This is a genomic window from Verrucosispora sp. TAA-831, from assembly GCF_050780145.1.
Classification (GTDB): Bacteria; Actinomycetota; Actinomycetes; order Mycobacteriales; family Micromonosporaceae; genus Micromonospora.
In genome coordinates this window covers 5460668-5475164 of record NZ_CP192240.1, presented here as the reverse complement: position 1 = coordinate 5475164, position 14497 = coordinate 5460668, and the positions used below count along the sequence as shown (strand labels likewise).

Below are 14497 nucleotides of genomic sequence, written 5' to 3'. Positions count from 1 at the left end.
GACCGAGCCGAGTCATTCCGACATCAGCCGGCCACCCACCACGGGGCGAGGTAAGCCTCGGTCAGCCACCCGGTTACAACGCCGCCGACCCCACCCCGATTCCATCCAGCACCGACCCATATCCGCCCATAACGGAACATGCATCTCACAGGCCCCCAAACGCCACCTCATGCCGGCCGCAGGGTCGCCATGCGGCCGATGCCCGCCCTGTCCGACCACCCAGATGTCCCGCAGCTCGCAAGTCGTCTTGCCGAACACCGACCACGCACCCGAAAGTCACCCCGACCACGCGCGCCTACCCCCGCAGCAATCCCCAAGGCCGCCCCCAAGATCGCCCCTGTTGATCAAGGAGTTTTGGTCTGGATGGGCGGCGGATCCAGACCAAAACTCCTTGATCAACCACGTCCTCGGGCGGGCCTGGTGGGCGATATGGGAGGGATTGTCAGGAAGGGGTGGGTCGGGGAGCGAGGGGAGCGAGGGGAGCGAGAGAGCGAGGGGGAGGGTGGTGGGAGGCTGGGGGGAAAGAGAGAGACGGCGGAGCGGCCGGGGACCTGGGGTCTCCGGCCGCTCCGGGTGCGCGTACGAGGGTTACTGCTTGAGCATGTTGTCCAGCAGCAGGGCGCAGCGGATCACGCCGAGGTGGCTGTACGCCTGCGGGTGGTTGCCCAGCCCGCGTTCGGCGAGTGGGTCGTACTGCTCGGGGAGCAGTCCGGTCGGACCCGCCGTGTCGATCATCTGGAGGAACAGCTCCTCGGCGTCGGTACGCCGCCCGGTGCGCAGGTACGCCTCGATCAGCCAGGACGTGCAGATGTGGAAGCCGCCCTCCCGCCCGGGCAGGCCGTCGTCCCAGTGGTAGCGGTAGACGACCGGGCCGCTGCGCAGGTCCGCCTCGATCTTGAGCACGGTGGAGAGGAAGCGCGGGTCGTCGCCGGGCAGCAGCCCGGACAGGCCGATCCACAGCGACGAGGCGTCCATGTCCTCGTCGCCGTACGCGACGCTGTACGCCCCGGCGTGCTCGTGCCAACCGTGTTCGAGGACGTTGGCGCCGATCCGGTCGCGCAGCTCCACCCACTCGGTGCGGTCCTCGCCGCCGTGCTGCCGGGTGACGTGCAGCGCCCGGTCGACGGTCATCCAGCACATCACCTTCGAGAAGATGTGGTGCCGGGGAGGCAGACGCGCCTCCCAGATGCCGTGGTCGGGCTCGTGCCAGCGGCGACGGACCGCCTCGACCATGTTCTCCAGCACCCGCCACTCCTCGGGCCGGACCGACCCCCGGGCGTCGGCGGTGGCGGCGATGAGGTCGGCGATCGGGCCGAACACGTCGAGCTGGAGCTGGTGGTTGGCGAGGTTGCCGACGCGTACCGGCCGGGAGCCGGCGTAGCCGGGCAGCGTGTCGATGACGGCTTCCGCGCCCAGCTCGTACCCGTCGACGGTGTAGAGCGGGTGCAGCCGCTCCGGGTGTCCGCCGGTGCGCTCGACACAGCCGTCCACCCAGCGCAGGAACGCCTCGGCCTCGCTGATCGAGCCGAGGTCGACCAGGGCGCGGGCGGTCATCGCGGCGTCGCGCAGCCAGCAGTAGCGGTAGTCCCAGTTGCGGACGCCGCCCAGTTCCTCGGGGAGCGAGGTGGTCGCGGCGGCGAGGATCGAGCCGGTCGCCTCGTGACAGAGGCCGCGCAGCGTGAGCGCGCTGCGGGCGACCAGGTCCCGTGCGGTGGTCGGCAGCCGCAGCGAGGCGACCCAGTCCTTCCAGGGGCGTTCCGCGGCGGCCTGCCGCTCGTGGATCGGTAGCCGGTGGTGTTCCAGGCTGTGCGTACCGAACCGCAGCTCCAGCACGACCTGCCCGCCGAGCGCCGAGAGGTCGACCACCGCCTTGGCGGTCTCGTACCCGCCGTCGTTGCCGACCTCCCACTGCACGCCGGGGGAGTAGAGCGCGATGGGCTCGTTGGAACCGAGCACCAGCAGGCCGTCGCCGACCGGTTGGAGCTGGACGGCGACCTGCGCGAACTCGGGCCGGGGGGCGAACTCCACCCGGACCCGGCCGGTGCCGGCCAGCACCCGGATCAGCGTCGAGTCCCCGGAGATGATCGCGGGACCGTCCGGCGTGGCCTTGGGGTCGGGCTTGTCGAGCCAGTCGGTGACGGTCAGCCCGGACCAGCGGGTCTCCACGGTCATGGTGCCCGACCGGTAGCGCTGGCCCAGCGGGATGCCGCCGCGTTCGGGCGCGACGCTGAAGTGTCCGGCCGGGCTGCCGCCGACCAGGTCGGCGAAGATCGCCGCCGAGTCGGGCTTGGGGTTGCACAGCCAGGAGACCTTGGCGTCCGGCGTGAGCAGGGCGACGGTACGCCCGTTGGCCAGCATCGAGTGCCGCTCGATGGGCACCGCGCGCTCGCCGAACAGCCAGTGCCGTCGGGTCTCCAGGAGCAGTCCGAGCGCGCGGGCGGCCTCGATCGGCTCGTCCACCCGGTAGCCGGCCTTGGTCTCGCCAGGCCCGATCTTGATGCCGACGTCGGGGCCGTGCAGGTTGCCGAAGGCGTTCTCGTCGGTGATGTCGTCACCGATGAAGAGCACCGCGCTGGCGGAGAGCTGGGTGCGGAGCTGGTCGACCGCGGTGCCCTTGTGGGTGGCCACCACGGACAGCTCGATCACCTCCTTGCCCTGGGTGACCGTCACGTCCGGCCAGGTGGCGGGGCCGTTGCGGACCGCCTCGATGGCCGCGCCGGCGATCTCGGGCGCCACCCCACGGGTGTGCACCGCGACGCTCGCCGGTTTGCGTTCCAGGCGTACGCCCGGGTGGACCGCGGCGATCTCGCGCAGTGCGTCCCGCAGCCGGGTGCGGACCGCGATCAGCTCGGGGGAGAGCCGCTCGACGAATCCGATGTCGAACTCGGAGCCGTGGCTGCCGACCAGGTGGACCTCGCTGGGCAGCCGGGAGAGCGCGGCCAGGTCACGCAGCGCGCGTCCGGAGACGACGGCCACGGTGGTCTGCGGCAGCGCGGCCAGGGCGCGCACCGCCGCCACCGACTCCGGCAGGGGTACGGCCTTGCTCGGGTCCTCGACGATGGGCGCGAGTGTGCCGTCGTAGTCGCAGGCGACCAGGAGTTGGGGGACCCGGGCGATCCGGCCGATGGCGGACCGGAGTTCCGGGTCCATGGTGCCCGCCGCCGGGGTGATGATCTCGTGTGAGCCGGCGTTCACGCCGCCTCCATGTCAGGCACACCTAGTTCGGTGAGGAAGGACTTCGCCCAGTGCCCCACGTCGTGGGTGCGCAGATGGCGTTGCATTGTCCGCATACGGCGACGAGCCTCCGGCTTCTCCACATGCACGGCCCGTAGCAGAGCGTCCTTGACCGCGTCGGGGTCGTGCGGGTTGCACAGGAACGCCTGACGCAGCTCGGTGGCTGCGCCGGCGAACTCACTGAGTACGAGCGCGCCCCCGTGGTCCGCCCTCGACGCGACATACTCCTTGGCCACGAGGTTCATTCCGTCTCGCAGTGGAGTCACCATCATCACGTCAGCGGCGGCGTACATCGCAGCCAGTTCGGTCCGACTGTACGACTGATGCAGATAATGCACCGCCGGCACACCGACCCGCCCAAATTCGCCATTAATCCGACCAACCTCGCGCTCGACCTTGACGCGAAGTGCCTGGTAGTGCTCGACCCGTTCGCGGCTCGGCGTGGCGACCTGCACCATAACGGCGTCCGGAACTGTCAACTTTCCGTCAGCGAGCAGTTCCCGGAAGGCCTTGAGGCGTAGTTCGATGCCCTTGGTGTAGTCGAGCCGGTCCACGCCGAGGATGATCGTCTTGGGGTTGCCCAGCTCCTCGCGGATCTCCTTGGCCCGGGCCTGGATCGCCGGGTCGGCGGCCAACCGCTCCATCTCCTTGGTGTCGATGGAGATGGGGAACGCCCCGGCCTTGACCTGTCGACCGTCCACCTGGATCATCTGGCCCTCGTACCGCAGGCCGAGCAGGTGGCGGGCCAGCCGGACGAAGTTCTGCGCGGCCAGCCGCTGCTGGAACCCGACCAGGTCGGCACCGAGCAGCCCGCGCAGGATCTCGGTGCGGAACGGCATCTGCATGAACAGCTCGATCGGCGGGAACGGGATGTGCAGGAAGAACCCGATCCGCAGGTCGGGACGGAGCTCCCGGAGCATGGCGGGCACCAACTGGAGCTGGTAGTCCTGCACCCAGACCGTCGCACCCTCGGCCGCGACCTCCGCCGCGGCCTCCGCGAAGCGGGCGTTGACCAGCCGGTACGCCTCGCGCCAGCGTCGCTTGTAGGCGGGCGTCTCGACGGCGTCGTGGTACAGCGGCCAGATGGTGGCGTTGGACTGGCCCTCGTAGTAGCGCTCCAGTTCCTCGGCGCTCAACGGCACCGGGTGCAGGCGGATGCCCTCCAGGTCGAACGGTTCGGGGGCCGCGCCGGTGCCGCCGGCCCACCCGACCCAGGTGCCCTGATGCTCGGCGAGGACGGGATGCAGTGCGGTGACCAGCCCGCCCGGGCTGCGTCGCCACTGCCGGCCCTCAGGTGTGCTCACCTCGTCGACCGGCAGTCGATTCGCCACTACGACAAAGGAGCTACGGACGGTCACGATCGGCCACCTCCGGGTGCTGACGGGTCCACCGCGATGAGCGTACTGAGCGTAGCTGCGGCGTCTGTTCCCCCGTGCCGGAGTCACCTACCCTTCCCAGACTCCGTCAACCGTGAACGTGATCATGGTGACAGGGCCCGCCGCCTGCCCCGACACCCTGGGCTGCCCCGCGTCGCCCCGGTGGTCTGCCCGGCGACGTCGGGCGGGGCGATGTGGGCGCGGGGCGGCGTACCTGTCAGGATTGACGATGGCGTGCGCGCGGCCGGCTTCCCGGCCGGCGGCGGGCGGTCATCCGGCCCGCACCCGCACCACACGACATTCGGCGATCACCACCGACGGAGGGTAGCCCGTACCGTGGCCCAGTACATCTACGTCCTGGAAAAGGCGCGCAAGGCGCACGGCGACAAGGTCGTGCTCGACAACGTGACGCTGAGCTTCCTGCCGGGGGCCAAGATCGGTGTGGTCGGTCCGAACGGCGCCGGTAAGTCCAGCCTCCTCAAGATCATGGCAGGGCTGGACCGGCCGAGCAACGGCGAGGCCCGGTTGATGCCCGGCTACACCGTCGGGCTGCTGGCCCAGGAGCCGCCGCTCAACGACGCGAAGACCGTCCTCGGCAACATCGAGGAGGCGGTCGCGGACACCAAGGCCAAGCTGGAGCGGTTCAACAAGATCGCCGAGCAGATGGCGACCGACTACTCCGACGAGCTGATGGAGGAGATGGGCCGGCTCCAGGAGGAGCTGGACCACGCCGACGCCTGGGACATCGACTCCAAGCTCGAACTGGCCATGGACGCGCTGCGCTGCCCGCCGCCGGACGCCGACGTGACCCAGCTCTCCGGTGGTGAGCGCCGCCGGGTCGCGCTCTGCAAGCTGCTGCTGGAGGCGCCCGACCTGCTGCTGCTCGACGAGCCCACCAACCACCTGGACGCGGAGAGCGTGCAGTGGCTGGAGCAGCACCTGGCCAAGTACGCCGGCACGGTGCTGGCGATCACCCACGACCGGTACTTCCTGGACAACGTGGCCGGCTGGATCCTGGAGCTGGACCGGGGCCGGGCCGTCGGCTACGAGGGCAACTACTCCACGTACCTGGAGAAGAAGGCCGCCCGGCTCGCCGTCGAGGGACGTCGCGACGCCAAGATGAAGAAGCGCCTCACCGAGGAGCTGGAGTGGGTGCGCTCCAACGCCAAGGCGCGGCAGACCAAGTCCAAGGCCCGGCTCGACCGGTACGACGAGATGGCCGCCGAGGCGGAGAAGACCCGCAAGCTGGACTTCGAGGAGATCCAGATCCCGCCGGGTCCGCGTCTGGGCAACACCGTCATCGAGGCGCACAACCTGACCAAGGGCTTCGGCGACCGGGTGCTGATCGACAACCTGTCGTTCTCGCTGCCGCGCAACGGCATCGTCGGCATCATCGGCCCGAACGGTGTCGGCAAGACCACGCTGTTCAAGACCATCGTCGGGCTGGAGCAGCCGACCGGCGGCTCGGTCAAGGTCGGCGAGACCGTCTCGCTGTCGTACGTCGACCAGAACCGGCAGGGCCTGGCCGGTGACAAGTCGGTCTGGGAGGTCGTCTCCGACGGGCTGGACCACCTCATGGTGGGCAAGGTCGAGATGCCCTCCCGGGCGTACATCGCGGCGTTCGGGTTCAAGGGGCCGGACCAGCAGAAGCCGACCAAGGTGCTCTCCGGCGGCGAGCGCAACCGGCTCAACCTGGCGCTCACGCTCAAGATCGGCGGGAACGTGATCCTGCTCGACGAGCCGACCAACGACCTGGACGTGGAGACGCTGTCCAGCCTGGAGAACGCGCTGCTGGAGTTCCCCGGCTGCGCCGTGGTGATCTCCCACGACCGGATGTTCCTGGACCGGGTCGCCACGCACATCCTGGCCTGGGAGGGCGACGACGAGAACCCGGCCAAGTGGTTCTGGTTCGAGGGCAACTTCGAGGCGTACGAGAAGAACAAGGTCGACCGGCTCGGCGCCGAGGCGGCCCGGCCGCACCGGGTGACCTACCGCAAGCTGACCCGCGACTGATCGGGGCGGATCGTCGTGGCTGACCGGTTCGTCTACCACTGCACCCTGCGCTGGTCCGACCAGGACGCGTACGGGCACGTCAACAACGCCCGCTTCCTCACGCTGTACGAGGAGGCCCGGGTGGCGTTGATGTTCGCCGGTGCCCAGGCCCAGGGGATCGACTCGTTCACCAACGGCGTGGTGATCCGGCGGCACGAGATCGACTATCTGCGTCCGGTCGACTTCGCCCTGCACCGTGCCACCGCCGAGGGTGCGCCCACGGTGCGGATCGACCTCTGGGTGGAGCAGATCCGGGCCGCCTCGTTCACCATCGGCTACGAGATGTACGACGGCGACCTGCTGGTCAGCCGGGCGCGTTCGGTGCTGGTGCCGTTCGACCTGGCCCAGCAGGCGGCTCGCCGGCTGACCGAGCAGGAGCGGACGTTCCTGCTCGGGTACGCCCTCGACGGCGGGACACCGTGACCGGACCGACGGGCGACGGCACCGGGCACGGGATCGCCGACGTCGCCGACGCCGGGGCGTTCCTGTCCCGGCTGGTGCGGTTGGAGAACACGGCCCTGGTCCGGTTGCGGCCCGCCGGTGCGCCGGGCCGTACCGCCCTCTGGGCCCGGCTGCCGTGGGGCGTCCTGGTGGCGCGCACGGTGGCCGGTCCGGGCGCCGGGGACGTCACCGTGGCCGCCGGGAGCCTGCTGGCCGAACTGGCGGCCGGTGGGGCCGTCCTGCCCGCGCGACAGGACGCGCAGTGGCGCTGGGCGTTGCCGCCGGCCGGGAGTCGGTGGGTGGAGACGCTGCCGGGCGGGGAACTGCGTCGGCTCGCCTCGGCGGCGGCGGGCACCCTGCGCGAGGCCGCCGCGCACGGGGTGGCCGGTCGGGCGGTCGGGCAGCGTGCGCTGCGGGACGCCCTGCTCGACCACGTGGCGGTGGTGGTCACGCCGGACGACGAGCCTGCCCGTCCGGTGGAGGTGACCCAGCGGTTGGTGCAGGGTCTGGTTCGGATGGGTTTCCTAGGGCCTGCCGGGGATTCGCCGGAATCGGGCGCGGTCCAGGTCCGTACGGCTGGCCGATGGGTCGGACTGGTGGGACCGTATGGAGCCGTCTGGTCGCAGAAGGCCACGGATCTTGTCGTACGGCCCTCCGTGGCTCATGCGAACGGATGACCCTGGTTCATCCTTCTGGGCTGGGGCTGCCGTTGGGGGGGTGCTTCGTTCCGGCTGTCCGGGTACCGTCCATCCTCGGATCCAACCCACCGTAGGCGACTGGATCCGCTGGGGAGTGAGGTGCGCGAGCGATGCCGTGGTGGTCATGGCGCCCCGGTCCCGCCAGTGGCGGTGACCCGGAAACTCGAAGCAGGATCACGGTGGAAGGCACGGTCCGGGTCGGGCCGCCTCCGCCCCGCCGACCGGGGGACGACCGGTCGGGCGGGGAGCATCCGTTGATCGCCGACATGCCGGCGACCGTCGAACCGGTCACCCTGGGCCGGGTCTGCGACGCACTCGACCTGCTCGACGTGCGCTATCTCGCCGACGGCGACGGCAACCTGTTGGCCATGTGGGAGCGGCACGCGGTGCTGGTCACGCTGGAGGGGCCGGAGGACGAGATCCTGGTGCTCCGGGCCCGGCCGCACGCGACCGTGCCACCGGACTGGGCGGACCGCGCCTACCGGGTGGTCAACGAGTGGAACCACACCCGGCGCTTCTGCAAGGCGTACGTGGGTGACGCCACCGAGCGTGGCCAGTTGCCGATCTACGCCGAGTTGCAGGTGCCGCTCGCCGCCGGGGCCCACGACGCTCTCCTGGTCGAGTTGCTCGACTGTGGTGCGGCGGTGGCGACCAGCTTCGTCGACTGGCTGCACGACGAGGGCGCGCTGCTCTGATCAACCCGACGGGTGCGGCCCGCCGCCGCGCGGGTGGCGGGCACGCCCCGGGCGGGGCGGCTACGCCTCACGCGGACGCGCCCGGGTCCTCCATCGAGTTGACCATGAAGAAGGCCGCCCGCTCCAGGTAGTTCCAGAGCTCGGTCTCGATCGTCGGAGGCAGGTCGAGGCGCTCGACCGCCCGACGCATGTGCCGCAGCCAGGCGTCGCGCTCGGCCGCGCCGATCCGGAACGGCGCGTGCCGCATCCGCAGCCGGGGGTGCCCGCGCTGCGACGAGTAGGTGTTCGGGCCGCCCCAGTACTGCATGAGGAACAGCCTCATCCGGTCGGAGGCCGGGCCCAGGTCCTCCGGGTACATCGGCCGCAGCAGCGGATCGGTGGCGATACCGGCGTAGAACTCGTCGACCAGCTTGCGGAACGTGGGCTCGCCGCCGACGGCCTCGAAGAGCGTGACCGTCTCACCGTTGCGCTCGGACTCACCTGCGGGATTCACCGTTCCATCCTGCCAGGCATCGTCGACCGACGGCCCGACCGGGACGGCCCGCCGAGCGTGGTTCAGCTCACCGCGTGCTGTGGTCGGCCCGGACCCACCTGCTCGGAGCCGGGCGCCTCGGACCCGCTGGCACCGCCCTGAGCGGGGTCGGCACCGGCGCGTCGGGCCGCATCGACGGAGGCGGCCACGGCCCGGTGGTCGGGCCAGCGGAGCGCCACGATCGACATCAGCAGCACGCCCGCGACACTCCACACCCCGACCACGACGGGGATCGGGAAGCGCTCGGCGAGCAGCCCGGTCACCAGCACCGCGGCGCCCTGGATCACCTGTACGCCGGTGGCCATCACGCCGAAGGCCCGGGCCCGGAAGCCGTCCGGCAGGGCCTGCACGAAGAGTCCGTTGGCGACCGGCAGCATGCCGGCGACCGCGAACCCGGAGACGGCGGCGAGCAGCGCCACCATCACCGGTGCGGGATCGAGCAGCGACGGCACCAGGGCCAGCGGCGCGAAGACGGCCAGCGGTCGCATCAGGGCCAGTCGGCGGGTCGGCCCGACGAGCCGCCCGATCAGCAGGCCGCCGAGAATGAAGCCGAGCGGGTGCGAGGCCATGATCACGGCTTGCGCCAGGCCGGTGTTCATGTCGCCCGCGCTCTCGTTCGCCCAGGCGGCGGCGAGCCCCTCGGGCACGATCGAGAAGAGCATGGCGCTGAAGACCAGGACGGCGATCGCCCGCAGCACCGGCGTACCGAAGACGATCCGGAAGCCGTCGGCGGTCTCGCGCAGCAGGTGACTGCGGTGAGCGGTGCTCATCGCCGGTGCCCGGTCGCGGACGCCGAGGCGGACGAGCAGCGCGGAGAGCGCGAAGGCGGTCGCGTTCATCAGCAGCGCGGCGGTCGGGCTGACCGTCGCCACCACGGCGCCGAGCAGGTAGCCGACCACCTGGGCGGCCTGTCCCACGCTGGCGTTGATGGAGAGCCCGACGACGAGCCGGTCACCGGGCAGGATCAGCGGCATCAACGCGGACCGGGCGGCCTGACTCGGTGGGTTGGCCAGGGTGGTGGCGAACAACAGCGCCAGGATCACCGGCACCGGGATGCCCGGGATCGCGATGAGCAGCATGAGCGACATGCGGATGAGGTCGCAGACGACCATCACCTGCCGGTAGCGGTGCCGCTCGGCGATGGTGGCCAGCAGGGGCCCGCCGATCAGCCAGGGCAGGTAGCTCACCGCGAAGGCGGCGGCGGAGAGCGCGACGGACTGGGTCGTCCGGTAGACCAGGAGGGTGACCGCCGCCTTGGCGACGTAGTCGCCGATCCAGGTCAGCGTGTTGGCCGCGAAGACGGCGCGGTACTCACTCTGGGCGAAGACTTCACGGAAGGTGGCCGGGCCTTCCGGAGAAGGTCGCTCGTCGGACACCTTCGCCTCCATCGTCCCGGTGGCGGGCCACTCGTGATGGCCGTTCCGGAACCATCGTCAGATCTGTGGGATCAGCGAGGACGTGACCGCGCTTGGTAGCGCGTGAACCGGATTCTGCCCGATCGTCTGACAACTGGCTAGGGCGAACGGGTGGACGGTCGCATCTCCGACTGAACGAACGGACGATACCCGAGGGGCCACTCGGCCGCGACCCCCGTCGCCCCGCTCAGGTGGCGCCCCCCTGACCGGTCTCACTATCGGAACGAGTAGGTAACCCGGGATAGAGGCGACCCGCCGCGATCCGCGCCGTGATGCCGGAGTTCTCCAGCGCCTCGGCGAGCCGGCGACGCAGCTCCCGGCCGACCGCGAACTGCCCCTCGGCGGTCGTCTTGGCCACCGTCCGGATGACCGTGCCCTCCACCGTCACCTGCTCGACGCCGAGCACGTCCGGCGGCTCCACGATCGACTGGGCCAGCTCCGGGTCGACCGCGACCGACGCGGCGGCGGTCCGCAGCACCGCCATCGCCTCCTCGGTGCCGGCGAAGCCGATCGGCAGGTCCACCACCACCAACGCCCAGCCCTGGCTCTTGTTACCGACCCGGACGATCTCGCCGTTGCGGATGTACCAGAGCACACCCCGGCCGTCACGCACGGTGGTGACGCGCAACCCGACCGCCTCGACCACACCGGTCGCCTCGCCCAGGTCGACGTTGTCGCCGACCCCGTACTGGTCCTCGATCAGCATGAAGAGTCCGGCGAGCAGGTCCTTGACCAGGCTCTGCGCGCCGAAGCCGAGAGCCACACCGGCGATGCCCGCGCTGGCCAGCAGCGGTGCCAGCTCGAAACTGAACTCCTTGAGCACCATCAGCACCGCGATGCCGTAGATGAACGCCGTACTGATGCTGCGCAGTACCGAGCCGATCGCCTCGGCGCGCTGTCGGCGGCGTTCTGGCACGAACTCGCCAGGTTCGGCGGTGGCGGTCGGGATGCGCTCGCGCAGCGGGCGGAGCATGGTGGGCACCCCGGCGTCGCTGGTGGTGCGGACCAGCCGGCGGATCGTCCGGTGCACCAGCCACCGGGCGGACATCGCGAGCAGCAGGATCAGGAGGATCCGCAACGGCTTGATCAGGATCCAGTAGCTTCCCTCGGCGAACCACACCGAGTCGGAGAAACCCCAGACCCATTTGCAGAGGGCCTCGTCCAGGCACTCCGGGCTGGGTGTCTCGTCCGCTTCCGGCGCGGCCGGGGACGGCGTGGGGACGACGGTACGAAGGATGCTGACAATCACCCTGTGTTCGTACCGCAACCGCCCGGCGAGTACACCGCCGCCCCACCGGAGGGTGACCTCGGAGCCGACGGGTCGCAAAGCCGCCCCGGCTACCCAGGATTAGTGCGTGCATTCGCGGTTCCGATCAGGGACGATTGGCGCAACGGACGTCGGTGATCCGGCCGGCGTCGACATGGTGTAGGGCTGTGTCCGACACCGGTCGGCGGTGGCGAGTGTGACTGCCGCTTGACCGGGAGGGTGACGCGATGCCTGACATACGACCCACGGTGGGCTCCGGCGCGCTGGTTCTCAACGCCACCTACGAGCCGCTGTGTGTCGTGTCGGTACGCCGTGCCGCGATCCTCGTCCTCTCCGCCAAGGCGGTCTGTGTCGCCGACGGCGAGGGCATCCTGCACAGCGCGCGCAATGCGCTCCCGGTGCCCTCGGTCGTCCGGCTCACCCGGTTCGTCCGGGTGCCGTACCGCACCCACGTCGGCCTGTCCCGTCGGGCGATCTTCGCCCGGGACGGCTGGCGGTGCGCCTACTGCCGAGGGCCGGCCGAGACGATCGACCACGTCTTCCCGCGCAGCCGGGGCGGGCGGCACGCCTGGGAGAACGTGGTCGCCGCGTGTGCCCGCTGCAACCACAGCAAGGGCGACAAGACCCCGGCCGAGATGGGCTGGCGGCTGCACTCCCCACCGGCCGCCCCGAGGGGGATCGCGTGGCGGGTGCTCGGGCACCGCGCCCCCGATCCGCGCTGGGCGGACTGGCTCGACCTGCGCGAGCCCGAGGCCGCCTGAGCCGCGACGGTCAGCGAGCCTGCACCAGCGAGGCGAACACGATCACGTTGTCCGCGTAGCCGGTGTCGCCGCCGACCCAGCGCCCGCCGCACGTGATCAGCCGCAACTGGGGTCGGCTGAAGTCGCCGAAGACGTCGTCGGCCGGCAACTGCTCCTTGTCGTACCGGCCGACGCGTTCGACCTCGAAGACCGCGACCGAGCCGTCGGAGCGGGCCACCTCGACCCGGTCACCGGTCCGCAACTCCCGCAGGTCCTGGAAGACGGCCGGGCCGGTGCTGGTGTCCACGTGTCCGACGATGACGGCGGGGCCGTACTGGCCGGGGGTCGGGCCCTGGTCGTACCACCCGGCCTCCTGGGCCCGCTCGGCCGGCGGGGCGGCGACGCTGCCGTCCGGCGCGATCCCGACGTTGTGCACCGGAGCCGCCAGGTCGATCTTGCTGATCTCGATGCTGACCGGCTCGCTCGCCGACAGGTTCGGATAGTCCTTCGGTGGGCGGGCCAGCCCGGCGATGAACCGGTCCGGCAGCAGGTTCACCCCGGTCAGCCGCTCGACACCGAGCATCGTGACGATCAGCAGCATCAGCGCGCCGATCACCAGGACCGGCACCCCCGGACTGGACCGGCCGTACCGCCGGTACCGGCCGACCTGCCGTCGCCGGGGCGGCAGCGGCGGGGCCGCCGGGTCGGGCGTACTGACGCTGGCCGACCCCATCTGCGCGGTGACCCGGCCCAGCCGGCCCAGCGTCGTGCCCACCACCCGACGCCAGGCGCGAGGCACCCGACGGGCGGTGGTCCGGCGTGGGCCCGGACCGGGTTCCGGCGCGGGTACGCGAGGGCCGCTCATCGCGACAGCGGGTCAGGAACCGGCCCGACGTCGGCTGCTGACCAGCCCGAACACCACCACTGCGGCCACCGTGGCGGCACCGCCGAGCAGCAGCATCGAGCCGGTGCCGCCGCCCGCGGTGCCACCGCCACCGGTCGCCGGTCCCTTGGTCGGCTGCTCCATGTTCAGCACGGTCAGCGAGGTACTCGCCGTCTGGCCGTTGTCGCAGCGCAGGTTGACCGGGTAGTTCCCGGCCGCCTTGTCGCTCGGCACGGTGACGTCCCCGGTCAGGAAGCCGTTGTCCGGCCGGAGGAAGACCTGACGGAACGCGTCGGAGGTCACCTCGGCCTGCCGGTTGTTGGCGTTGTCGCAGCTCGCCTTGAGGTGCACCCGGGAGCCGGCCTGCACGCTGTTCGGCGTCACCTCGACGAAGGTGTTCTCACCTGCCCGGGCGGGCGATGCGCCGACCAGGACGAACGCCCCGATCAGAGCGAACGCGCCGAACAGTCGGACGATGGTCGACGGGTACGAAACCAGACCCCGCATGATCCTCCCTCCCGGCACCGGTGCACCGGTCCTGCTGGGGCGACCCGCGGCGCATTCCCCCTGCCGGGGCGGCTAACCCGACAGCGGGGTGACCGGCTGCCAGCCCAGCGGAGTGGAGAGGACCATCGTGCTCGACGGCTGCCCGTACGGGGCGAGTCGGTCGATGACCGCCTCGAACTCCCCGATCGATCCGGCCGCGACCTTCAGCACGCTGCACGCGTCGCCGGTGATCCGGTGGATCTCCAGGATCTCCGGCCAGTCGGCCACCTCGGGAACGTGCAGGATGCACCGGGCGCCGTAACAGGACATCCGGATCAGCGCCACCACCGTGCGACCGGCCCGGGTCAGGTCGACGTGGGCGTGGTAGCCGGTGACCACGCCGGTCTCCTCCAACCGCCGGACCCGTTCGGCGACCGCCGGGGGAGACAGGTGCACCCGCCGGGACAACTCGCTGAACGACAGTCGCGCGTCGGCCTGCAGCTCACGGAGCAGGGCCCAGTCCATCTCGTCCACGCGGCGACCTTACGTCCGGCAAGCGAACTGCGGCCAGTGCCTTTCGTTCGGTAGGTCCACCTGGGCAACCGCCGTTGAAGAGGCATTCCGTCCGGCGATCCCACCGCGAGATCATGTCTGGACCGACGCCAGGAAGGAGCGGAC

The 14497-nt window shown here is 70.9% G+C and carries 13 protein-coding genes; 5 read left to right on the top strand and 8 right to left on the bottom strand.

Annotated elements, in window-relative coordinates; genetic code table 11:
- Nucleotides 1-588: 588 nt before the first annotated feature.
- Both otsB and ACQVFL_RS24240 read right to left on the bottom strand, forming a co-directional pair.
- Nucleotides 589-3150 carry a trehalose-phosphatase gene (gene otsB, locus ACQVFL_RS24245; RefSeq protein ID WP_396699074.1) on the bottom strand — a complete coding sequence of 854 codons (2562 nt, stop codon included), beginning with the start codon at nucleotides 3148-3150 and terminating at the stop codon, nucleotides 589-591.
- Nucleotides 3151-3191: 41 nt separating this feature from the next.
- On the bottom strand, nucleotides 3192-4592 hold the full coding sequence (locus ACQVFL_RS24240) for an alpha,alpha-trehalose-phosphate synthase (UDP-forming) (RefSeq protein WP_396698976.1): 1401 nt from the start codon (nucleotides 4590-4592) through the stop codon (nucleotides 3192-3194).
- Between the two features lie 354 nt (nucleotides 4593-4946).
- Here ACQVFL_RS24240 and ettA point away from each other — a divergent pair, with 354 nt between their 5' ends.
- From ettA to ACQVFL_RS24220, 4 genes are all read left to right on the top strand, one after another.
- Nucleotides 4947-6623 (top strand): energy-dependent translational throttle protein EttA, encoded by a 1677-nt coding sequence (gene ettA / locus ACQVFL_RS24235; RefSeq protein ID WP_396698978.1) that lies wholly within the window; start codon nucleotides 4947-4949, stop codon nucleotides 6621-6623.
- A gap of 15 nt (nucleotides 6624-6638) precedes the next feature.
- Entirely contained in the window at nucleotides 6639-7085 is a 447-nt protein-coding gene (locus ACQVFL_RS24230; protein ID WP_396698980.1) for an acyl-CoA thioesterase, read from the top strand.
- A complete protein-coding gene (locus ACQVFL_RS24225; protein WP_396698982.1) occupies nucleotides 7082-7780 on the top strand; it encodes a hypothetical protein in 699 nt (232 codons plus the stop codon). Before ACQVFL_RS24230 ends, ACQVFL_RS24225 begins: the two co-directional genes overlap by 4 nt.
- Before the next feature lie 131 nt (nucleotides 7781-7911).
- The gene (locus ACQVFL_RS24220) at nucleotides 7912-8496 is read left to right on the top strand and encodes a YbjN domain-containing protein (RefSeq protein WP_396698983.1); all 585 of its coding nucleotides are present in this window, start codon (nucleotides 7912-7914) and stop codon (nucleotides 8494-8496) included.
- Nucleotides 8497-8563: 67 nt separating this feature from the next.
- Here ACQVFL_RS24220 and ACQVFL_RS24215 read toward each other — a convergent pair whose 3' ends face one another.
- The 3 genes from ACQVFL_RS24215 to ACQVFL_RS24205 form a co-directional block, all read right to left on the bottom strand.
- The gene (locus tag ACQVFL_RS24215) at nucleotides 8564-8989 is read right to left on the bottom strand and encodes a globin (protein ID WP_396698985.1); all 426 of its coding nucleotides are present in this window, start codon (nucleotides 8987-8989) and stop codon (nucleotides 8564-8566) included.
- Nucleotides 8990-9051: 62 nt separating this feature from the next.
- A complete protein-coding gene (locus tag ACQVFL_RS24210) occupies nucleotides 9052-10416 on the bottom strand; it encodes an MFS transporter (RefSeq protein WP_396698987.1) in 1365 nt (454 codons plus the stop codon).
- 214 nt (nucleotides 10417-10630) lie between these two features.
- The gene (locus tag ACQVFL_RS24205) at nucleotides 10631-11692 is read right to left on the bottom strand and encodes a mechanosensitive ion channel family protein (protein WP_396698989.1); all 1062 of its coding nucleotides are present in this window, start codon (nucleotides 11690-11692) and stop codon (nucleotides 10631-10633) included.
- A gap of 245 nt (nucleotides 11693-11937) precedes the next feature.
- On the opposite strand from ACQVFL_RS24205, the gene ACQVFL_RS24200 reads away from it, so the two are divergent.
- A complete protein-coding gene (locus ACQVFL_RS24200; RefSeq protein WP_117230470.1) occupies nucleotides 11938-12471 on the top strand; it encodes an HNH endonuclease in 534 nt (177 codons plus the stop codon).
- A 10-nt stretch (nucleotides 12472-12481) separates the two neighbouring features.
- Here the strand turns inward: ACQVFL_RS24200 and ACQVFL_RS24195 are convergent, their stop codons facing one another.
- The 3 genes from ACQVFL_RS24195 to ACQVFL_RS24185 form a co-directional block, all read right to left on the bottom strand.
- Nucleotides 12482-13315 carry a class F sortase gene (locus tag ACQVFL_RS24195; protein WP_396698993.1) on the bottom strand — a complete coding sequence of 278 codons (834 nt, stop codon included), beginning with the start codon at nucleotides 13313-13315 and terminating at the stop codon, nucleotides 12482-12484.
- Nucleotides 13316-13327: 12 nt separating this feature from the next.
- Nucleotides 13328-13840 (bottom strand): hypothetical protein, encoded by a 513-nt coding sequence (locus ACQVFL_RS24190; protein WP_396698995.1) that lies wholly within the window; start codon nucleotides 13838-13840, stop codon nucleotides 13328-13330.
- Between the two features lie 72 nt (nucleotides 13841-13912).
- The gene (locus ACQVFL_RS24185; RefSeq protein WP_396698997.1) at nucleotides 13913-14353 is read right to left on the bottom strand and encodes an Lrp/AsnC family transcriptional regulator; all 441 of its coding nucleotides are present in this window, start codon (nucleotides 14351-14353) and stop codon (nucleotides 13913-13915) included.
- Nucleotides 14354-14497: the final 144 nt, after the last annotated feature.

Excerpts from the sequence above, each read along its gene's own strand:
- otsB (WP_396699074.1), bottom strand. The coding sequence starts at position 3,150 with ATGGACCCGGAACTCCGGTCCGCCATCGGCCGGATCGCCCGGGTCCCC.
- ACQVFL_RS24220 (WP_396698983.1), top strand. The coding sequence starts at position 7,912 with ATGCCGTGGTGGTCATGGCGCCCCGGTCCCGCCAGTGGCGGTGACCCG.
- ACQVFL_RS24210 (WP_396698987.1), bottom strand. The coding sequence starts at position 10,416 with ATGGAGGCGAAGGTGTCCGACGAGCGACCTTCTCCGGAAGGCCCGGCC.
- ACQVFL_RS24200 (WP_117230470.1), top strand. The coding sequence starts at position 11,938 with ATGCCTGACATACGACCCACGGTGGGCTCCGGCGCGCTGGTTCTCAAC.
- ACQVFL_RS24195 (WP_396698993.1), bottom strand. The coding sequence starts at position 13,315 with ATGAGCGGCCCTCGCGTACCCGCGCCGGAACCCGGTCCGGGCCCACGC.
- ACQVFL_RS24190 (WP_396698995.1), bottom strand. The coding sequence starts at position 13,840 with ATGCGGGGTCTGGTTTCGTACCCGTCGACCATCGTCCGACTGTTCGGC.